General features: G+C 62.5%; 17 protein-coding genes and 2 rRNA genes (1 of these 19 running past the window's edge). 3 read left to right on the top strand and 16 right to left on the bottom strand.

Annotated elements, in window-relative coordinates:
* Positions 1 to 84: 84 nt before the first annotated feature.
* Positions 85 to 321 carry a PP0621 family protein gene (locus V9K84_RS26380; protein WP_043860316.1) on the top strand — a complete coding sequence of 79 codons (237 nt, stop codon included), beginning with the start codon at positions 85 to 87 and terminating at the stop codon, positions 319 to 321.
* Positions 322 to 362: 41 nt separating this feature from the next.
* Here the strand turns inward: V9K84_RS26380 and thiO are convergent, their stop codons facing one another.
* The 5 genes from thiO to V9K84_RS26355 are packed head-to-tail and all read right to left on the bottom strand — an operon-like array spanning position 363 to position 3,469.
* Positions 363 to 1,460, bottom strand: coding sequence for a glycine oxidase ThiO (gene thiO, locus V9K84_RS26375; protein ID WP_088515581.1), 1,098 nt, complete (start codon positions 1,458 to 1,460; stop codon positions 363 to 365).
* Positions 1,461 to 1,489: 29 nt separating this feature from the next.
* Positions 1,490 to 1,900, bottom strand: coding sequence for a type IV pilin protein (locus V9K84_RS26370; RefSeq protein WP_054914914.1), 411 nt, complete (start codon positions 1,898 to 1,900; stop codon positions 1,490 to 1,492).
* A gap of 11 nt (positions 1,901 to 1,911) precedes the next feature.
* Positions 1,912 to 2,424: a PilX N-terminal domain-containing pilus assembly protein gene (locus tag V9K84_RS26365; protein ID WP_088515582.1), complete on the bottom strand. Its 513-nt coding sequence runs from the start codon at positions 2,422 to 2,424 to the stop codon at positions 1,912 to 1,914.
* Positions 2,421 to 3,125, bottom strand: a complete 705-nt coding sequence (locus V9K84_RS26360) for a hypothetical protein (RefSeq protein WP_088515583.1) — start codon at positions 3,123 to 3,125, stop codon at positions 2,421 to 2,423. Before V9K84_RS26360 ends, V9K84_RS26365 begins: the two co-directional genes overlap by 4 nt.
* Positions 3,122 to 3,469 carry a prepilin-type N-terminal cleavage/methylation domain-containing protein gene (locus V9K84_RS26355; protein WP_088515584.1) on the bottom strand — a complete coding sequence of 116 codons (348 nt, stop codon included), beginning with the start codon at positions 3,467 to 3,469 and terminating at the stop codon, positions 3,122 to 3,124. The genes V9K84_RS26360 and V9K84_RS26355 overlap by 4 nt, the downstream gene beginning before the upstream one ends.
* A gap of 137 nt (positions 3,470 to 3,606) precedes the next feature.
* On the opposite strand from V9K84_RS26355, the gene V9K84_RS26350 reads away from it, so the two are divergent.
* Complete coding sequence (locus V9K84_RS26350; protein WP_229589858.1) at positions 3,607 to 4,083, top strand: GspH/FimT family protein; 477 nt, start codon at positions 3,607 to 3,609, stop codon at positions 4,081 to 4,083.
* On the opposite strand, the gene ispH is transcribed toward V9K84_RS26350, so the two are convergent.
* The 6 genes from ispH to murJ form a co-directional block, all read right to left on the bottom strand.
* The gene (gene ispH, locus V9K84_RS26345) at positions 4,072 to 5,019 is read right to left on the bottom strand and encodes a 4-hydroxy-3-methylbut-2-enyl diphosphate reductase (RefSeq protein WP_043860310.1); all 948 of its coding nucleotides are present in this window, start codon (positions 5,017 to 5,019) and stop codon (positions 4,072 to 4,074) included. The two genes, V9K84_RS26350 and ispH, sit on opposite strands and share 12 nt — an antisense overlap.
* Before the next feature lie 14 nt (positions 5,020 to 5,033).
* The gene (fkpB, locus tag V9K84_RS26340; protein ID WP_054914918.1) at positions 5,034 to 5,471 is read right to left on the bottom strand and encodes an FKBP-type peptidyl-prolyl cis-trans isomerase; all 438 of its coding nucleotides are present in this window, start codon (positions 5,469 to 5,471) and stop codon (positions 5,034 to 5,036) included.
* Positions 5,464 to 5,979 carry a signal peptidase II gene (lspA, locus tag V9K84_RS26335; protein WP_043860308.1) on the bottom strand — a complete coding sequence of 172 codons (516 nt, stop codon included), beginning with the start codon at positions 5,977 to 5,979 and terminating at the stop codon, positions 5,464 to 5,466. Before lspA ends, fkpB begins: the two co-directional genes overlap by 8 nt.
* On the bottom strand, positions 5,972 to 8,803 hold the full coding sequence (gene ileS / locus V9K84_RS26330) for an isoleucine--tRNA ligase (protein WP_043860307.1): 2,832 nt from the start codon (positions 8,801 to 8,803) through the stop codon (positions 5,972 to 5,974). The genes lspA and ileS overlap by 8 nt, the downstream gene beginning before the upstream one ends.
* The gene (gene ribF, locus V9K84_RS26325; protein ID WP_168186867.1) at positions 8,800 to 9,750 is read right to left on the bottom strand and encodes a bifunctional riboflavin kinase/FAD synthetase; all 951 of its coding nucleotides are present in this window, start codon (positions 9,748 to 9,750) and stop codon (positions 8,800 to 8,802) included. The genes ileS and ribF overlap by 4 nt, the downstream gene beginning before the upstream one ends.
* A 118-nt stretch (positions 9,751 to 9,868) precedes the next feature.
* The gene (gene murJ, locus V9K84_RS26320; protein WP_043860305.1) at positions 9,869 to 11,407 is read right to left on the bottom strand and encodes a murein biosynthesis integral membrane protein MurJ; all 1,539 of its coding nucleotides are present in this window, start codon (positions 11,405 to 11,407) and stop codon (positions 9,869 to 9,871) included.
* A 251-nt stretch (positions 11,408 to 11,658) separates the two neighbouring features.
* Between murJ and rpsT the strand changes: the two genes are divergently transcribed.
* Positions 11,659 to 11,937 carry a 30S ribosomal protein S20 gene (gene rpsT / locus V9K84_RS26315; protein ID WP_043860304.1) on the top strand — a complete coding sequence of 93 codons (279 nt, stop codon included), beginning with the start codon at positions 11,659 to 11,661 and terminating at the stop codon, positions 11,935 to 11,937.
* Positions 11,938 to 12,080: 143 nt separating this feature from the next.
* Here the strand turns inward: rpsT and V9K84_RS26310 are convergent, their stop codons facing one another.
* The 5 genes from V9K84_RS26310 to V9K84_RS26290 form a co-directional block, all read right to left on the bottom strand.
* Positions 12,081 to 14,381 carry an MlaD family protein gene (locus V9K84_RS26310; RefSeq protein ID WP_078479466.1) on the bottom strand — a complete coding sequence of 767 codons (2,301 nt, stop codon included), beginning with the start codon at positions 14,379 to 14,381 and terminating at the stop codon, positions 12,081 to 12,083.
* A complete protein-coding gene (locus V9K84_RS26305) occupies positions 14,374 to 14,997 on the bottom strand; it encodes a paraquat-inducible protein A (RefSeq protein ID WP_088515586.1) in 624 nt (207 codons plus the stop codon). Before V9K84_RS26305 ends, V9K84_RS26310 begins: the two co-directional genes overlap by 8 nt.
* The gene (locus V9K84_RS26300; protein ID WP_043860301.1) at positions 14,984 to 15,643 is read right to left on the bottom strand and encodes a paraquat-inducible protein A; all 660 of its coding nucleotides are present in this window, start codon (positions 15,641 to 15,643) and stop codon (positions 14,984 to 14,986) included. Before V9K84_RS26300 ends, V9K84_RS26305 begins: the two co-directional genes overlap by 14 nt.
* 151 nt (positions 15,644 to 15,794) lie before the next feature.
* Positions 15,795 to 15,910 (bottom strand): 5S ribosomal RNA (rrf, locus tag V9K84_RS26295).
* 138 nt (positions 15,911 to 16,048) lie between these two features.
* Positions 16,049 to 18,508 (bottom strand): 23S ribosomal RNA (locus V9K84_RS26290) (it continues 431 nt past the right edge of the window).

The raw sequence follows: 18,508 nt of genomic DNA, 5'->3' as shown, positions 1-18,508 counted from the left end.
AATGAAAAAGGGAGGCCTGATGGCCTCCCTTTTTTGTTGCCAGGCCCTAAACTGGGGGCTCTTCATTCGACAAAGCTGGACACCATGGTTCGCCTAATTCTCTGGATTGCCCTGATTGCTGCTGCGTTCTGGTTGTGGCGCAAGTTCAAGGCCGGCACTGCTGCCGATACTCGCCCTACCCTCGATGACCCGCTGAAGATGGTGCGCTGTGCCCATTGCGGCGTGCACCTGCCCACCGACCGTGCCTTGCACCGGGGCCAGCTGTGGTATTGCAGCCCGGCGCATCTGGAGCAGGGGCCCAACGATACCCGCCAGGGCTGAGGGCCCCTTCGCCGGCCAGGCCGGCTTCCACATGCCTGCTGTTACAGCAGGCGCGGCCCCGGCGCGTACGGCGCCGGGTCGATGATCGGCGCACGCCCCAGCAGCAGGTCGGCGAACAACCGGCAGGACGCCGGCGCCAGCACCAGCCCGTTGCGGTAATGCCCGCAGTTCAACCACAAGCCTTCATGCCCGGGCACCTGGCCGATGTACGGCACACCTTCCGGTGAGCCAGGCCGCAATCCCGCCCAATGCCCGACCAGCGTGGCATCGGCCAGCGCCGGCAGCAATTCGATGGCCGAGGCCTTCAGGCTCGCCAGCGCCGCTTCGGTGGGCGTCTTGTCATAGCCTGCATGCTCCAGTGTGCTGCCGACCAGAATGTGCCCGTCTCGCCGTGGGATCGCGTAGCGCCCCTTGGCCAGCACCATGCTCGGCAGGAAATCTTCCGCGCACTTGAACAGGATCATCTGCCCTTTCACCGGCTCCACCGGCAGTTCCAGGCCCAGCGGGCGCAGCAGGTCGCCACTCCAGGCCCCCGCCGTAAGCACCACCTGATCGGCGCGGATCGGGCCATCGACGGTTTCAACGCCGCAAATACGCTCGCCCTCGCGGCTGAACCCGGTGATTTCACAATGCTCGCGAAGGGTCACGTTCGGCAGGGCCTGCAACGCCGCCTTGAGCGACTTGACCAGGCGCGGGTTGCGCACGTTCGCCACACCCGCCATGTAGATGGCCCGCTCGAAACCCGGCCCCAGCACGGGCACCGCCGCATAGGCGCGGGCCACATCCACTGCGCTCAACGGGCGCCCCTCGCGGGCCGCCCAGGCCAGCGCCTCGGCTTCATCGTCCAGGTCCAGCCAGTACAGGCCGGTGGTATGCACCTCGGGGTCTACACCGGTGCTGGCGAACAGACGCTCGCCCAGTTGCGGATAGAAGTCCTGCGACCAATGCGCCAGGGCGGTAACCGCCGGGCTGTAGCGCCACGGGTACAACGGCGACACGATCCCGCCTCCGGCCCAGGAAGACTCCTGCCCGAGCGCGCCCTTGTCGCACACCACCACCTGCTCGACATCGGCCGCCAGGTTGAACGCAGTCAGCAGGCCGATCACCCCACCGCCGACAATCACTACTTGCTTGGTCATCTATTGGTCCAGTACCCGTATGAAAGACGTCAGTTACCCCAGCAACCCCCGTCCGCCTCGTTGCTGGCACCGGGGTTGCCGCGCACACCCTGGTGATCGAGCTCGAAGTCGCCACAGGCGTCGCCGGCCATCAGCCCGCCAGCGTGACGCCGGGCCAGCAGGCTGAAACCCTCGGCCTCGCGGCTGGCGTGCAGGCTGTAATGGCCTGTGCCGGGGGGCAACGGGGTGATCACGGCGTCGGTATCGGCATACTGGCCCGTGCGGGCGCGATGGCGCTCCAGGTGCTGCGCACTGTCGAACAGCAGCCCCACGACCTCGCTGCGTGCGGCTCTTTTCACCGTGTCGCGGTAGCTGGGGTAGGCAATGCCCGCCAGAATGCCGACCACGGCGACGACAATCAACAGTTCGATCAGGCTCAGGCCCTGATGAGTTCGCGGCATGTTGTGCGCCCCTAGTGGATCTGCCGCCACAAGATACGTTGCGCCGGCCATTCAGCCGACACCACTGGCTGCGCCAGCACGCTCTCCAGCACCACCCGCGCCTGCTGCTGACGCCCCACGGCAGTCACCCGAAGCAGCTGCACCTCAAGGCCGTCGGGCAGCCGCGCGGGGCGCGAGCTGCGGCCCAGGTTCTGTACCAGGAAGAAACCTGGCCCTTGCGCCTGCCAGCCCAGCCCGGAGCTTGGCCCCGCCCCGCCCTGCACACCGGCGGCGCGTACCCTGGGTGCCTCCGGCGGCGGCAGGCAGTACACGCACGGGCCCGGTGGCTCAAGACCCGCCAGCACACGGGCCTCGGCGAGCCGCAACGTGGTTTCCGCCGCTTCGAACGCCTGCAATGCCATCACCAGGTTGCCGGCCATGCGTGCCTGCAAGGCGGCACTGTGCAGCACCGAAACACCCAGCAGGCCGCACAGCAGCATCAGCACCAGGCACACCAGCAGCGCCATGCCCCGTTGCAGCTTCATGGCAGGCGGTTACGTACGGCGGCGACCATCTGATAGGTTTGCGCGCGTACCCGTTCAGCAGGGTCGTCCAGGGTCAGGCGCAGGCGGATGCTGCGAATGCGCGAAGGGTCGGGCACCGCCGTCATCCAGGCCAGCTCACCGCCCTCGCCCGCCACGCCCAGGTCAACCTGCAGCCGGCTGACATGTTCGATCAGCACCGCGTGGCTGCCACCACTGGTGAGCAGCAGTTGCCCGTCCACCAGGCGATACACCTGCTGACGAACGGGCAAGGCGAACTGGTGTGGCCCGGGCAAGCGCTCGCCTGTCTGCACCTGGGCGGTGCTCAGGCAGTCGGTGAGCAGCGTCCAGTTGGGCGGGCCACCGGCCTCCCCACCCTGCACGCCAACCAGGCTCAGGCTGCGCAGGGTGCCGTCAGGCTCGAGGCTGACACTGATCGGCAGGGCAAATGCCGCGGCAATGGCAGGGTCGGCAAAGCTGATCGCCTCGCGCCGCAGGCAGCCGAATGCGCCGGCCATGCGGATGTCACGGGCCATGCGCTGCAGCGCAAAGCGCGCATCCTCCTGCAACTGCGCAAGTGAGCCCTGCGCCTGCCAACCCTGCAGCGCACCGATGAACAGACGGCTGCCGGCCAGCACCAGCAGCACGCCCAGGCTCAACGCCAGCAGCGCCTCGACCAGGCCGAAACCGGTGTCGCGCCTCATGGCCCCACCTGCCCCTGCACAGCAAGGCCACCGCCCTGCCAGTGCAGGTCGAGTGCGAGCCCATTGCCCGCCTGGCGCACCTGTGCCTGCGCGGACGCGCCGGCCACCTTCACCAGCTCGCGTTGCAAGGCGCTGGCCTCCCCCGCCCTCAGCCCGCCCGCAGCGCGCGCGCCTTCGAGCAGGGCCTGGGCCAGGTACAGCGCCTGGGTGGTACGCAGCGCGCCGTCGGTGCCGTGCAACGCCCGCCCTTGCAGCGCAGCCGCCGCCATTACCCCCAGTGACAGCACCAGCAGCGCCACCATCACTTCGATCAGGGTCATGCCCTGCTGCAGCCTCCTGGCCATGTTCGCCTCCTGCGAAATTTCCCCATGTGATTGCCTACCCGGCCGACTGGACGCCCAACCGAGCGGCACTGAATCTACAGAGAAGCACTTCCAGGGAGGGATGCACGATGGGGCAACAGGGCGTAACACTGATACAAATGATGTATGCGCTGGGGCTGATCGCGGCGCTGACGCAGTTAGGGCTGCCGGCCTACAGCGCCATGAGCGTGAGCCTACAGCGCGAGGCCAGCGCGCAGAACCTTGCCCAGGCCTTGCGCAGCGCCCGCAGCGAAGCCCTGCTGCGCAATCAGCGAGTCAGCCTGACGGCCCTGGAGGGCGACTGGAGCAAGGGATGGCGAATGAGCGCCGACGATGAAGGCTTGCTGCACGAGTACCGTGCCAGCGGGAAGGTTCGTGTGGTGGGCAATCAGCCGCTGGCGCGGCAGGTGCATTTCAGCGGGCTGGGGGTACCGCTGCAGGCGGGCGGTGCGTTCCAGGCCGGGACCCTGCACGTGTGCGAAAGTCCCGGAACCCGGAGCCTGCATCAGGTGGTGCTGTCACGCACCGGGCGGGTCAGCCTGCGCCACCTCGCCACCGATCAGCCGCTGTGCGCGGCCGCCGGGTCAGATCAGTGAACGCACCCGCAGCTCCTTGGGCATCGAGAACGTTACATTCTCTTCGCGACCATCGAGCTCGTCGGCACCTGTGGCGCCCCATTCCTGCAACTGCGCGATCACACCACGCACCAGCACTTCGGGGGCGGAGGCGCCGGCGGTGATGCCGATACGCTCGACACCGTCGAACCAGCTGCGCTGCATGTCTTCTGCACCGTCGATCAGGTAGGCCGGGGTGGCCATGCGCTCGGCCAGCTCACGCAGGCGGTTGGAGTTGGAGCTGTTCGGGCTGCCCACCACCAGTACCACGTCGCACTCGTCAGCCAGTTGCTTGACCGCATCCTGGCGGTTCTGGGTGGCGTAGCAGATGTCGTCCTTGCGCGGCCCGCCAATGCTGGGGAAGCGCGTGCGCAGCGCATCGATGACACGGCTGGTGTCGTCCATCGACAGGGTGGTCTGGGTCACGAAGGCCAGGCGTTCGGGGTCACGAACCTGCAGGTTGGCGACATCTTCTTCGTCTTCGACCAGGTAGATCGAACCGCCATTGCTGGCGTCGTATTGGCCCATGGTGCCTTCGACCTCGGGGTGCCCTTCGTGGCCGATCAGGATGCATTCCTTGCCATCGCGACTGTACTTGGCCACCTCGATGTGCACCTTGGTCACCAGCGGGCAGGTCGCGTCGAAGACCTTGAGGCCGCGCCCCGCCGCTTCCTGGCGCACGGCCTGGGAAACACCGTGGGCGCTGAAGATGACAATGACGTCATTGGGCACCTGGTCGAGCTCTTCGACGAAGATCGCCCCGCGCGCGCGCAGGTCTTCGACCACGAACTTGTTGTGCACCACTTCGTGACGCACATAGATCGGCGGGCCGAACACCTCGAGGGCGCGATTGACGATTTCGATCGCCCGGTCCACGCCGGCGCAGAAGCCGCGTGGGTTGGCGAGTTTGATCTGCATGGCTGACTCCTGGCTCAAAGGGCCTTGACTGCGAGGATTTCCACCTCGAAGTTCAGGGTCTTGCCGGCCAGCGGGTGGTTGAAGTCGATGGTCACTTGCGCGTCATCGAACGCCTTCACCACGCCGGGCAACTCGGCGTTGGCCGCGTCGTTGAAAATCACCAGCAGGCCCTCGGACAACTCCATGTCCTGGAACTGCGAGCGGGGAATGATCTGCACGTTCTGCGGGTTCGGCTGACCGAAGGCGTTCTCCGGTGCCACGCTGACGGTGCGCTTGTCGCCGGCCTTGAAGCCGAAGATCGCGGCTTCGAAGCCCGGCAGCAGGTTGCCGTCGCCGACCTTGAACACCGCCGGAGCCTTCTCGAAGGTGCTGTCGACAGTATCACCGTTTTCCAGGTGCAGCGCGAAGTGCAGGGTGACTTCGGTGTTCTGGCCGATACGGGTATCAGTCATGGACGGGTTCTCCGGACTTTTTGCTCTTGAACATATCCAGCGCCAGCATCACGGCGCCCACGCTGATGGCGCTGTCGGCCAGGTTGAAGGCCGGGAAGTACCAGCGGTTCTGCCAATGCACGAGGATGAAGTCGACCACGTGGCCGAGCACAATTCGGTCGTACAGGTTGCCCAGCGCACCGCCCAGCACCAGGGCCAACGCAACGGCCAGCCAGGTGTCGTCGCGGCCCAGGCGCTTGAGCCACACCACCAGCACCGCACTGACCACCAGGGCGATCAGGGCGAACAGCCAGCGCTGCCAGCCGGAGCTGTCGGCCAGGAAGCTGAAGGCCGCACCGGTGTTGTAGGCCAAAGTCCAGCTGAAGTAGTCGGGGATGACCACGATCTGCTGGTACAGGCTCAGCGCACCTTCGAAGTAGTGCTTGCTGGCCTGGTCCAGGACCAGTACCAGCAGGCTCAGCCACAGCCAGGCGAGGCGCCCGAAGCGCCCCACGTTGGGGTTAGGCATAGTGACGCACCTCACCTTTGCCGCTGATGTTGTCGACACAACGACCGCAGATTTCCGGATGCTCCGGGTTCACGCCCACGTCGGCGCGGAAGTGCCAGCAACGGCCGCACTTGGCGTGACCCGACTTGACCACCTTGAGCTTGAGGCCGGCCACTTCGGTAACCACGGCATCGGCCGGGGCTTCGACGAACGGCGCCACGCTGGCTGCCGAGGTGATCAGCACGAACCGCAGTTCGTTGCCCAGCTTGTTCAGGTCGGTGCTCAGGGCCTCGTCGGCGAACAGGGTGACTTCGGCTTGCAGGTTGCCGCCGATGGCCTTGGCCGCACGCTGGTTCTCCAGCTCCTTGTTGACCGCAGCCTTGACGGCCATCACGCGGTCCCAGTAGGCGCGGTCCAGCTCGATGCCTTCCGGCAGCTCGGTCAGGCCCTGGTACCAGGTGTTGAGCATGACCGACTCGTTGCGCTCGCCCGGCAGGTACTGCCACAACTCGTCGGCGGTGAACGCCAGGATCGGTGCGATCCAGCGCACCAGCGCTTCGCTGATGTGGTACAGCGCGGTCTGGCACGAGCGGCGCGCGACACTGTTGGCGCCGGTGGTGTACTGGCGGTCCTTGATGATGTCGAGGTAGAAGCCGCCCAGCTCCTGCACGCAGAAGTTGTGGATCTTGGAGTAGACGTTCCAGAAACGGTACTCGCCGTAGTGCTCTTCCAGTTCGCGCTGCAGCAGCAGGGTACGGTCGACCGCCCAGCGGTCCAGCGCCAGCATGTCGTCGGCCGGCAGCAGGTCGCGGGCCGGGTCGAAGCCGGACAGGTTGGAGAGCAGGAAGCGCGCGGTGTTGCGGATGCGCCGGTAGGCGTCGGCGCTGCGCTGCAGGATCTGGTCGGAAACCGCCATCTCGCCGGAGTAGTCGGTGGCCGATACCCACAGGCGCATGATGTCGGCACCCAGGGTGTCGTTGACCTTCTGCGGCTCGATGGTGTTACCCAGCGACTTGGACATCTTGCGGCCGTTCTCGTCCACGGTGAAGCCGTGGGTCAGCAGCTCGCGGTACGGCGCATGGCCGTCGATGGCGCAGCCGGTGAGCAGCGAGGAGTGGAACCAGCCGCGGTGCTGGTCGGAACCTTCCAGGTACAGGTCGGCGCGCGGGCCGCTTTCGTGGCCGATGTTGTGCGAGCCACGCAGCACGTGCCAGTGGGTGGTACCGGAGTCGAACCACACGTCCAGGGTGTCGGCGATCTTGTCGTACTGGCCGGCTTCGTCACCGAGCAGCTCGGCGGCGTCCATCTTGAACCAGGCTTCGATGCCCTCGAGCTCGACGCGCTGGGCCACCTGCTCCATCAGTTCGACGGTGCGCGGGTGCAGTTCGCCGGTCTGCTTGTGCAGGAAGAACGGGATCGGCACACCCCAGTTGCGCTGACGCGAGATGCACCAGTCCGGACGGTTGGCGATCATCGAATGCAGGCGCGCCTGGCCCCAGGCCGGCACGAACTTGGTTTCTTCGATGGCGTTGAGGGCGCGCTTGCGCAAGGTTTCGCCGCTGTCAGGCTGCTTGTCCATGCCCACGAACCACTGCGCGGTGGCGCGGTAGATCAGCGGAGTCTTGTGGCGCCAGCAGTGCATGTAGCTGTGGCTGATGGTGTCGGTGAACATCAGCGCGCCGACTTCGGCGAGCTTGTCGACGATGTGCGGGTTGGCCTTCCAGATGAACTGGCCACCGAAGAATTCCAGCGAGTCGACGTACACGCCGTTGCTCTGCACCGGGGTGAGGATGTCGTCGTTGACCATGCCGTAGCGCTTGCAGGTCACGAAGTCGTCTTCACCGTAGGCCGGGGCCGAGTGGACCACGCCGGTACCGGCGCCCAGCTCGACGTACTCGGCCAGGTAGACCGGCGACAGGCGATCGTACAGAGGGTGACGGAAGTTGATCAGCTCCAGTGCAGAGCCCGGCGCGGTGGCGATCACCGAACCTTCCAGCGAGTAGCGCTTGAGGCAGGCTTCGACCAGCTCTTCGGCCAGCACCAGCAGCTTGTCGCCGACGTCCACCAGGGCATAGCTGAACTCGGGGTGCACGTTCAGCGCCTGGTTGGCGGGGATGGTCCACGGGGTGGTGGTCCAGATCACGATGGCGGCGGGCTTGGCCAGCGACGACAGGCCGAAGGCCTGGGCCAGCCGCGCTTCGTCGGCCACGTTGAAGGCCACGTCGATGGTCTGGGACTTCTTGTCGGCGTATTCGACCTCGGCTTCGGCCAGGGCCGAACCGCAATCGAAGCACCAGTTCACGGGCTTGAGGCCCTTGAACACGAAACCGTGCTTGACCATTTCGGCCAAGGCGCGGATTTCGCCGGCTTCGTTGGCGAAGTCCATGGTCTTGTAGGGGTTGTCCCAGTCACCCAGCACGCCCAGGCGGATGAATTCCTTCTTCTGCCCTTCGATCTGCTCGGCCGCGTAGGCACGGCACAGCTCGCGGGTCTTGTCCGCGGTGAGGTGCTTGCCGTGGGTCACTTCGACCTTGTGCTCGATCGGCAGGCCATGGCAGTCCCAACCCGGCACGTACGGCGCATCGTAGCCGGCCAGGGTCTTGGACCGCGAGATCATGTCCTTGAGAATCTTGTTGAGCGCGTGACCGATGTGGATCTTGCCGTTGGCGTAGGGCGGGCCGTCGTGCAGCACGAACTTCGGACGATCCTTGCCAATTTCGCGCAGCTTCTGGTACAGGCCAATGCTGTCCCAGCGCTGCAGGATCTGCGGTTCGCGCTGTGGCAGGCCGGCCTTCATCGGGAAGGCGGTGTCCGGAAGGTTTAGCGTGGCTTTATAGTCGGTCATTTCAGGCTCTTCGTTAGCGGTTGACCGTGCCAATGGGCACGTGCGGCGGCGATATCCGCATCGATCGCCGACTTCAGCGCCTCCAGGGAGGCGAATCGCTGCTCATCGCGCAGCTTGTGGTGGAATTCCACCGTGAGACGCCGGCCATACAGATCGCCGGCAAAATCCAGGAGATGCACTTCCAGGTGGGCGCGGCCATCACCTGCAACGCTGGGGCGCACGCCGATGTTGGCGACACCCGGCCACGCCTGGCCATCGAGTTCGACGCTGACCAGGTACACCCCGGTGAGCGGTACGCGATGACGCTTGAGTTGTATGTTGGCCGTGGGCCAACCCAGCTGGCGCGCCAGCTTCTGCCCATGCAGCACCCGGCCGCGGATGCGGAACGGGCGGCCCAGCAGACGCTCGGCCACGACAAAGTCGGCACGCGCCAGCGCTTCGCGCACCTGCGTGCTGCTGACCCGCAGGCCCTCGAGCTCCACGGTTTGCGCCGCTTCCACGGTGAAGCCGTGGCGCAGGCCGGCCTGCTGCAGGAACGTGAAGTCACCCACCCGGTCGCAGCCGAACCGGAAGTCGTCACCGACCTCCAGGTGCTGCACGCCCAGGCCGTCGACCAGGATGGTGTCGACGAATTCGGCGGCGCTGAGCTTGCACAGGCGCTGGTTGAACGCCAGGCACAGCACCCGGTCGATGCCTTCGGCGGCCAACAGGGCGACCTTGTCGTGCAGGCGGGCCAGGCGCGCAGGCGCGGTGTCCGGTGCAAAGTACTCACGCGGCTGTGGCTCGAAAATCACCACGCAGCTGGGTACGCCCAGCGCTACCGCGCGCTCACGCAAACGCGCCAGGATAGCCTGGTGACCGCGGTGAACACCGTCGAAGTTGCCGATAGTGGCAACACAGCCCCGATGCTCGGGGCGAAGGTTGTGAAGGCCTCGAACCAGCTGCATAACGCGCTTCTTGCTCATAAAGTGGTCGATTATAACCACACCCGGGCGCCGACGACAGGCAGCAGCGCGATGCCAGGGCGTCTAAAACACAAAACCGACGCCTGACCCGCGCCGGCCATCAGTGCAGCGCCTTGCGGGCGAAGTCCCGTGGACGAAAACCAAACAGGTAAAGGCAACCGAAATAGGTCACCACGCCTGCGCCAATCAGTACGCCCAGGCGCAGGAACCGCTCGAGCATGTGCCCCTGCTCCCAGGCGGGCATGTACCACATGCCGGCCACCAGCACACCGGCCATTAGCAGTACGGCCACCAGCAACTTGAGCAGGTAGGCGGTCCAGCCCGGCTGCGGCTCAAACAGGTTCTGCTGGCGCAGCTTCCAGTACAGCAGGCCGGCATTGAGGCAGGCGCCTACACTGATCGCCAGGGCCAGCCCGGCATGCTGCAGGTAGCCGATGAACACCAGGTTCAGCAGTTGCGTGGCCACCAGGGTGAAGATGGCGATCTTTACCGGTGTACGGATGTTCTGCTGGGCATAGAAGCCAGGGGCGAGCACCTTGACCAGGATGATGCCGAGCAGGCCGACCGAGTAGGCGATCAGCGCGCGCTGGGTCATGGCGGCATCGAAGGCGGTGAACTTGCCGTACTGGAACAGGGCCACCGTCAGTGGCTCGGACAGGATTGCCAGGGCAAAGGTGCAAGGCAACACCAGCAAGAAGCACAGGCGCAGGCCCCAGTCGAGGATGCGCGAATACTCGTGGCGATCCTTGCTGGCGTAGGTCTTGGCCAGGGTCGGCAGCAGGATGGTGCCCAGCGCCACGCCCAGCACCCCGGAGGGCAGCTCCATCAGGCGGTCGGCGTAGTACATCCACGACACCGAGCCGGCCACCAGAAACGAGGCGAAGATGGTGTTGATGATCAGCGAGATCTGGCTTACCGACACCCCGAGGATGGCTGGCAGCATCTGCTTGAGCACGCGCCATACCCCGGTATCGCGCAGGTTCAGGCGGGGCAGCACGAGCATGCCGATCTTTTTGAGGTGCGGCAGCTGGTACAGCAGCTGCAACAGGCCGCCGGCCAGTACCGCCCAGCCCAGGGCCATCACCGGCGGATCGAAGTACGGGGTGAGGAACAGCGCGAAGAAGATCATCGCGACGTTGAGCAGGGTCGGCACGAAGGCCGGTACCGAGAAGCGGTTCCAGGTGTTGAGGATGGCGCCCGCCAGGGACGACAGCGAGATCAGCAATATATAAGGAAAGGTCACACGCAGCAGGTCGGTGGTCAGCTCGAACTTCTCGGCGCTGTCGACGAAGCCCGGCGCGGTGACCCACACCACCCAGGGCGCGGCCAGGATCCCCAGCGCCGTGACCACTGCCAGCACCAGGGTCAGCAGGCCGGCGACATAGGCCACGAAGGTGCGGGTCGCCTCCTCGCCCTGCTGGCTTTTGTATTCGGCCAGGATCGGCACGAACGCCTGGGAAAACGCCCCCTCGGCAAAGATTCGCCGCAGCAGGTTGGGCAGCTTGAAGGCAATGAAAAAGGCGTCGGTGGCAACACCGGCGCCGAAGATGCGCGCCAGGATGGTATCGCGGACAAAGCCCAGCACGCGCGACACCATGGTGATGGAACTGACTGCAGCCAGGGACTTGAGGAGATTCATCGAAAGATTTTCATGCCATATGGATGAAGGAGAGGCCTAAACGGCATCCAAGTATGCGATACTCCGCCGCGCAAAGCAGACAGAGCAAAACTCCCGAGTTTACAGGTCATGCGCCAGAAGGGAATCATCCCCTCCAGCGAATCGACCGCTCAGCGGAACCTAACAAGCGCCCTTGACAACCGATCAACTCATCGGCATGATTCGCGGCCTATTTTGTTTGCTATTTACCAAGTCTTTCGAGGAGCTCGACGGTGGCCAACTCACCTTCCGCCAAAAAACGTGCAAAACAGGCTGAGAAGCGTCGCAGCCACAACGCCAGCCTGCGTTCCATGGTTCGCACCTACATCAAGAATGTAGTCAAGGCCATCGACGCAAAAGACGCCGAAAAAGCGCAAGCTGCTTACATCCTGGCTGTTCCAGTTATCGACCGCATGGCCGATAAAGGCATCATCCACAAGAACAAGGCTGCTCGCCATAAAGGCCGTCTGAATGGCCACATCAAGGCACTGAAGATTGCTGCAGCTGCCTAAGCGACGCTTGTTAAAAAACCGACCCTAGGGTCGGTTTTTTATTGCCTGCGATTTGATGATGCCGGGAAGACAGGGCCGCTCCCTTCGCCGACCAGGCTGACTCCTGCAGGAGACGGCCTGGTCGGCGAAGGGCTATGCCTTGCCTACTTGCCGAGCGGGATCTTCGGCGCCCATTGCAGCCATTCGTCCTCGGCCTTGTCGAACAGGGCAAAGGTCTGCTGCGGCAACGCTGCGTTGCCCATCTTGTCGCCGTCTGGCGTGGCGAAGGCAATGCCACCCTCGATCAGGGTCTCCAGCGACTCGGTACGCACCGTAGCGCCCTTGAACAGGCCGATATCGAAGCCGAAGCCACTGCTGTTCCAGAAACGGCTGCCACCGCGCACAAGCGAGGCGTAGCGTGGCTCGATCAGGATATGGATCAGCACGCGATCCGCTGTCTGCCCCAGTTCGTACCCCGTAACCTTGCCCACCGGCACTTCACGGTAGGTGACCGGCACACCGACCTTGATCGACCCGCGTCGAGCAGCGCTGAGCACCACCGGCAGGCCAGCCTCGCGAGCGGTCAGGTCCGGTGGCTCGGGCAAGGCCACGAAGTTGCGCTGCGGGCCCTGATTCTTCGCCGCCGGTTGCACTTCAAGGTACTGACCGGTGACCAGCGTCTCCAGGTTGGCCGTCTTGACGATACCCAGCGCCGGCTTGACTACCCAGAACTGCGTGCCCACACGCGCAATACGCTCGGGCACCTCGGTGATCTGCGCCTTGAGCGTCACCGACTGCAGGTCCTCCGCCAGGTCCACCGCTTCGACCTTGCCGACATCCAGTCCCTTGAAGCGTATGGGGGTGCCGACCTTGAGGCCGTCCGCACGGTCCACCTTGATGGTGATGCTGGTGCCCTTGCGATCCGCCGCTTCCTGGTTGGCCAGCAGGCGGAAGGTGGGGATACGACGCTTGAGCGGTACATTCTGTTTCGGCGTATCGAAGGCGATGCCACCGGCCATCAGGCTCTGCAGCGACTCGCTCTTGATCTGGATGCCCGACAGGCCGCCAGTCAGGGTAATGCCGCTGGCGTTCCAGAAACGCGTCGAACCATTGACCAGGTTGGCGTACTCGGGCTCGATGTGCACGCCAATCAGCAGGCGTTGCTGCTTCCTGGAGAACTGGTAGCTTTGCACGCTACCCACCTTTACCTGCCGATACAGGATCGGGCTGCCAACCTCGAGCGAGCCCAGGTTGTCGCTGAACAGCACAAGGTGCAGGCCGGGCGCCTTCAGATCGAGGGGCGGGGCCTTGGCCCGGGCTTCGAATTCACGCTGAGGCGAGGCGCCCTTGTCGCCGGGACGGATAGCAATGTAGTTGCCCTTTACCAACGCCTCCAGGCCGGTGATACCCGCCAGGGAGATCGACGGCTTGACCACCCAGAACTGGGTGCCTTCGACCAGGTAGTCCTCGGCCAGCGGGTCCAGGGTCAGCTCGGCCATGGCACTGGAGAGGTCGGCATCGACCTTCAGGGCTTTCAGCGAACCTACCTGTATACCTTTGTACATGACCGGCGTACGGCCCGCCTGCAGGCCCTCGAAGTCGCTAAGCTTGACCTTGACCCGGATACCCGCCTGGGCGGCGTCGAAGTCTTCGAAAAGACGGAACGGCAGGTTCGGGTCGGTGGGCGGGCTGTCCTTGCGGTGCTCGGGGGTAGCGAATGCGATACCGCCGGCAACGATGCTGGCCAGGGACTCGCTGCGCACCTTCACGCCCGACAGGTTGGCATCGATGCTCACGCCGCTGGCGTTCCAGAAACGCGTGTGCTTGCGCACCAGGTCGGCATAGCCCGGCTCGATGAACACCTTGATCTCGACCGTACCCTGGTCGTCGGAGAGCTTGTAGCTCTTCACCCGGCCAACCTGGATCTGCTTGTAGAACACGGGGCTGTCACGGTTGAGCGACCCCAGGCGATCGGCCTTGAGGGTCAGATGCAGGCCGGGCACGCTGTCGGACATCGGCGGTGCTTCGCTCAACGCATTGAAACGCTTGCTCGGCTCGCCATCGCCCGGGCTCACGGCAATGTAGTTGCCTGATACCAGCGTCTCCAGCCCGGTGATCCCGGCCAGGCTCACGTTTGGCTTGACCAGCCAGAAGCGAGTGTTCTTGCGCAGGTGCTCCTCGGCCACCTGGTTCATCTCGATGGTGGCGATGACACCTTTGTTGCGGCCTTTGTCGTCAAGTACCAGGCTTTTGACCTTACCCACCGACATGCCCTTGTAGACCACCTCGGTCTTGTTGGCGACGATACCCTCGCCGCTCTCGAAGCGTACCTCGATGTTCACCCCCGCTTCACGGTAGGCCTGCCAGCCGAGCCACCCACCGATCACCAATGCGATCAGGGGCAGTATCCAGATGGCCGACCAGTTCGAAGCTGGGCGGGTTTTAGCCGTAGGCAAATCACTCATGGTCGTCATCCGACTCCGTGTTATCCCAAATCAGTCGGGGATCGAAAGTTACTGCAGCAAGCATTGTCAGAATCACCACACTGGCAAAGGCGACGGCCCCCAGGTTGGCTTCGACACTGGCAATCCGGCCGAAATTCACCACCGCCACCAGGATCGCGATGACGAAGATATCCAGCATCGACCAGCGGCCGATGAATTCGATGAAGCGATACATCACGATGCGCTGGCGTGCCGACAGCGGCTGGTGGCGCTGCACCGAATACAACAGCAGGGCGATGCCCACCAGCTTGAAGGTAGGTACCAGAATACTGGCGATGAACACCACGGCCGCGATCGGCAGCATGCCGTGCTGCATCAGGGTGATGACGCCGGACATGATTGTGTCGGGGCTGCCCTGCCCCAGGGTGCTGACCGTCATGATCGGCAGCACGTTGGCCGGTATGTACAGGATGGCCGCGGTAATCAGCAGCGCCCAGGTGCGGGCCAGGCTGTCGGGCCGACGTGCATGCACCAGGGCCCCGCAGCGTGTGCAGGTCTGGCTGCTGCCGCCCGCCTCCTGGCGGTTGAGCTCATGACACTCGGTACAGATCAGTATTCCTGCGTCAATCGCCCGCATGCACATCTTCTCCCGACAAGGCTACCCAGATCTGGTGGGGGGACATCACCACTTCCAGCCAGACCTGAACCAGCAACAAACTGACAAAACACAGCAAGCCAAGCCCTAGGCTGAGTTCGGCCATATCCACCAGCTTGACGATGGCGACCAGTACGCCCATGAGGTAGACCTCAAGCATGCCCCAGTCGCGCATGTGGTGATAAAAACGGTAAAGAAGCAGGCCGTAGCTGCGGCCCCTGTTCAAGCGGATGGTCAGCAACACGACCAGCTGACACAGCAGCTTGAGCAGTGGAATGGCCATGCTGCACAGGAACACCACCACCGCCACGCCACCCATGCCGCTGTTGTACAGGCCGATCACACCGCTCCACACCGTGTCATCGGAGTTCTGGCCCAACAGATGGAGTTGCATGATCGGCAGAAAGTTCGCCGGCACGTAGAGCAGCAAGGCCGCCAGTACCAAGGCCAGGCTGCGCTCGACCACATTGTGCCGATGGGCGTACAACTCATAGCCGCAGCGCGGGCATTGCGCTTTTTCATCCGTCTTGAGCTCGGGCTTGCGCAGTAGCAGGTCGCATTCGTGGCACGCCACCAATTGATCCAGCGGCAAGCCTGCGAGTGAATCGCGATCGTCAGGGTCGGGCATAGAAGGGTTCTGAGTAAAAACGTCGGGGCCTATTCTAGTGTCGTTGCCCCAATTGTGGGAGCACAACCGCGCAGGAGCCAGCCTTGGCGCAGAACAGGCCACAAAGACAAAACCCCTACCTGCAGATGCAGATAGGGGTTTCGGAATTTAATCTTGACGATGACCTACTCTCACATGGGGAAACCCCACACTACCATCGGCGATGCATCGTTTCACTACTGAGTTCGGGATGGGATCAGGTGGTTCCAATGCTCTATGGTCGTCAAGAAATTCTGTTGCCAGAAGGTCTTGTTCAGACACTCCAGCGAATCGGGTATGTGATGTTCGTGAGTTACAAATCTTCGGCTTACTGTGTCTTCACAACACCGCAATCTGGCCTTTCGACGCAAATTGCTTGGGTGTTATATGGTCAAGCCTCACGGGCAATTAGTATTGGTTAGCTCAACGCCTCACAGCGCTTACACACCCAACCTATCAACGTCGTAGTCTTCGACGGCCCTTCAGGGAGCTCAAGGCTCCAGTGAGATCTCATCTTGAGGCAAGTTTCCCGCTTAGATGCTTTCAGCGGTTATCTCTTCCGAACATAGCTACCCGGCAATGCCACTGGCGTGACAACCGGAACACCAGAGGTTCGTCCACTCCGGTCCTCTCGTACTAGGAGCAGCCCCTCTCAAATCTCAAACGTCCACGGCAGATAGGGACCGAACTGTCTCACGACGTTCTAAACCCAGCTCGCGTACCACTTTAAATGGCGAACAGCCATACCCTTGGGACCGGCTTCAGCCCCAGGATGTGATGAGCCGACATCGAGGTGCCAAACACCGCCGTCGATATGAACTCTTGGGCGGTATCAGCCTGTTATCCCCGGAGTACCTTTTATCCGTTGAGCGATGGCCCTTCCATACAGAACCACCGGATCACTAAGACCTACTTTCGTACCTGCTCGACGTGTCTGTCTCGCAGTCAAGCGCGCTTTTGCCTTTATACTCTACGACCGATTTCCGACCGGTCTGAGCGCACCTTCGTACTCCTCCGTTACTCTTTAGGAGGAGACCGCCCCAGTCAAACTACCCACCATACACTGTCCTCGATCCGGATAACGGACCTGAGTTAGAACCTCAAAGTTGCCAGGGTGGTATTTCAAGGATGGCTCCACGCAGACTGGCGTCCACGCTTCAAAGCCTCCCACCTATCCTACACAAGCAAATTCAAAGTCCAGTGCAAAGCTATAGTAAAGGTTCACGGGGTCTTTCCGTCTAGCCGCGGATACACTGCATCTTCACAGCGATTTCAATTTCACTGAGTCTCGGGTGGAGACAGCGCCGCCATCGTTACGCCATTCGTGCAGGTCGGAACTTACCCGACAAGGAATTTCGCTACCTTAGGACCGTTATAGTTACGGCCGCCGTTTACCGGGGCTTCGATCAAGAGCTTCGCGTTAGCTAACCCCATCAATTAACCTTCCGGCACCGGGCAGGCGTCACACCCTATACGTCCACTTTCGTGTTTGCAGAGTGCTGTGTTTTTAATAAACAGTCGCAGCGGCCTGATATCTTCGACCGGCATGAGCTTACGGAGCAAGTCCTTCACCCTCACCGGCGCACCTTCTCCCGAAGTTACGGTGCCATTTTGCCTAGTTCCTTCACCCGAGTTCTCTCAAGCGCCTTGGTATTCTCTACCCAACCACCTGTGTCGGTTTGGGGTACGGTTCCTGGTTACCTGAAGCTTAGAAGCTTTTCTTGGAAGCATGGCATCAACCACTTCGTCGCCTAATGGCAACTCGTCATCAGCTCTCGGCCTTAAGATCCCGGATTTACCTAAGATCTCAGCCTACCACCTTAAACTTGGACAACCAACGCCAAGCTGGCCTAGCCTTCTCCGTCCCTCCATCGCAATAACCAGAAGTACAGGAATATTAACCTGTTTTCCATCGACTACGCTTTTCAGCCTCGCCTTAGGGACCGACTAACCCTGCGTCGATTAACGTTGCGCAGGAAACCTTGGTCTTTCGGCGTGGGAGTTTTTCACTCCCATTGTCGTTACTCATGTCAGCATTCGCACTTCTGATACCTCCAGCAAGCTTCTCAACTCACCTTCACAGGCTTACAGAACGCTCCTCTACCGCATCACCTAAGTGATACCCGTAGCTTCGGTGTATGGTTTGAGCCCCGTTACATCTTCCGCGCAGGCCGACTCGACTAGTGAGCTATTACGCTTTCTTTAAAGGGTGGCTGCTTCTAAGCCAACCTCCTAGCTGTCTAAGCCTTCCCACATCGTTTCCCACTTAACCATAACTTTGGGACCTTAGCTGACGGTCTGGGTTGTTTCCCTTTTCACGACGGACGTTAGCACCCGCCGTGTGTCTCCCATGCTCGGCACTTGTAGGTATTCGGAGTTTGCATCGGTTTGGTAAGTCGGGATGACCCCCTAGCCGAAACAGTGCTCTACCCCCTACAGTGATACATGAGGCGCTACCTAAATAGCTTTCGAGGAGAACCAGCTATCTCCGAGCTTGATTAGCCTTTCACTCCGATCCACAGGTCATCCGCTAACTTTTCAACGGTAGTCGGTTCGGTCCTCCAGTCAGTGTTACCTAACCTTCAACCTGCCCATGGATAGATCGCCCGGTTTCGGGTCTATACCCAGCGACTAAACGCCCTATTAAGACTCGCTTTCGCTACGCCTCCCCTATTCGGTTAAGCTCGCCACTGAATATAAGTCGCTGACCCATTATACAAAAGGTACGCAGTCACCTAACAAGTAGGCTCCCACTGCTTGTACGCATACGGTTTCAGGATCTATTTCACTCCCCTCTCCGGGGTTCTTTTCGCCTTTCCCTCACGGTACTGGTTCACTATCGGTCAG

Source organism: Pseudomonas sp. AE27, from assembly GCF_037113495.1.
Classification (GTDB): domain Bacteria; phylum Pseudomonadota; class Gammaproteobacteria; order Pseudomonadales; family Pseudomonadaceae; genus Aquipseudomonas; species Aquipseudomonas palmensis.
This window is presented reverse-complemented; position numbering and strand designations above follow the sequence as displayed.

What these genes read in the sequence shown, in the direction of transcription:
- V9K84_RS26380 (WP_043860316.1), top strand. Translation starts at nt 85, where the DNA reads ATGGTTCGCCTAATTCTCTGGATTGCCCTGATTGCTGCTGCGTTCTGG.
- V9K84_RS26360 (WP_088515583.1), bottom strand. Translation starts at nt 3,125, where the DNA reads ATGAGGCGCGACACCGGTTTCGGCCTGGTCGAGGCGCTGCTGGCGTTG.
- lspA (WP_043860308.1), bottom strand. Translation starts at nt 5,979, where the DNA reads ATGCCTAACCCCAACGTGGGGCGCTTCGGGCGCCTCGCCTGGCTGTGG.
- V9K84_RS26370 (WP_054914914.1), bottom strand. Translation starts at nt 1,900, where the DNA reads ATGCCGCGAACTCATCAGGGCCTGAGCCTGATCGAACTGTTGATTGTC.
- fkpB (WP_054914918.1), bottom strand. Translation starts at nt 5,471, where the DNA reads ATGACTGATACCCGTATCGGCCAGAACACCGAAGTCACCCTGCACTTC.
- V9K84_RS26300 (WP_043860301.1), bottom strand. Translation starts at nt 15,643, where the DNA reads ATGCCCGACCCTGACGATCGCGATTCACTCGCAGGCTTGCCGCTGGAT.
- V9K84_RS26365 (WP_088515582.1), bottom strand. Translation starts at nt 2,424, where the DNA reads ATGAAGCTGCAACGGGGCATGGCGCTGCTGGTGTGCCTGGTGCTGATG.
- murJ (WP_043860305.1), bottom strand. Translation starts at nt 11,407, where the DNA reads ATGAATCTCCTCAAGTCCCTGGCTGCAGTCAGTTCCATCACCATGGTG.
- V9K84_RS26350 (WP_229589858.1), top strand. Translation starts at nt 3,607, where the DNA reads ATGATGTATGCGCTGGGGCTGATCGCGGCGCTGACGCAGTTAGGGCTG.
- ispH (WP_043860310.1), bottom strand. Translation starts at nt 5,019, where the DNA reads ATGCAGATCAAACTCGCCAACCCACGCGGCTTCTGCGCCGGCGTGGAC.
- V9K84_RS26305 (WP_088515586.1), bottom strand. Translation starts at nt 14,997, where the DNA reads ATGCGGGCGATTGACGCAGGAATACTGATCTGTACCGAGTGTCATGAG.
- ribF (WP_168186867.1), bottom strand. Translation starts at nt 9,750, where the DNA reads ATGCAGCTGGTTCGAGGCCTTCACAACCTTCGCCCCGAGCATCGGGGC.
- V9K84_RS26355 (WP_088515584.1), bottom strand. Translation starts at nt 3,469, where the DNA reads ATGGCCAGGAGGCTGCAGCAGGGCATGACCCTGATCGAAGTGATGGTG.
- ileS (WP_043860307.1), bottom strand. Translation starts at nt 8,803, where the DNA reads ATGACCGACTATAAAGCCACGCTAAACCTTCCGGACACCGCCTTCCCG.
- thiO (WP_088515581.1), bottom strand. Translation starts at nt 1,460, where the DNA reads ATGACCAAGCAAGTAGTGATTGTCGGCGGTGGGGTGATCGGCCTGCTG.
- V9K84_RS26310 (WP_078479466.1), bottom strand. Translation starts at nt 14,381, where the DNA reads ATGAGTGATTTGCCTACGGCTAAAACCCGCCCAGCTTCGAACTGGTCG.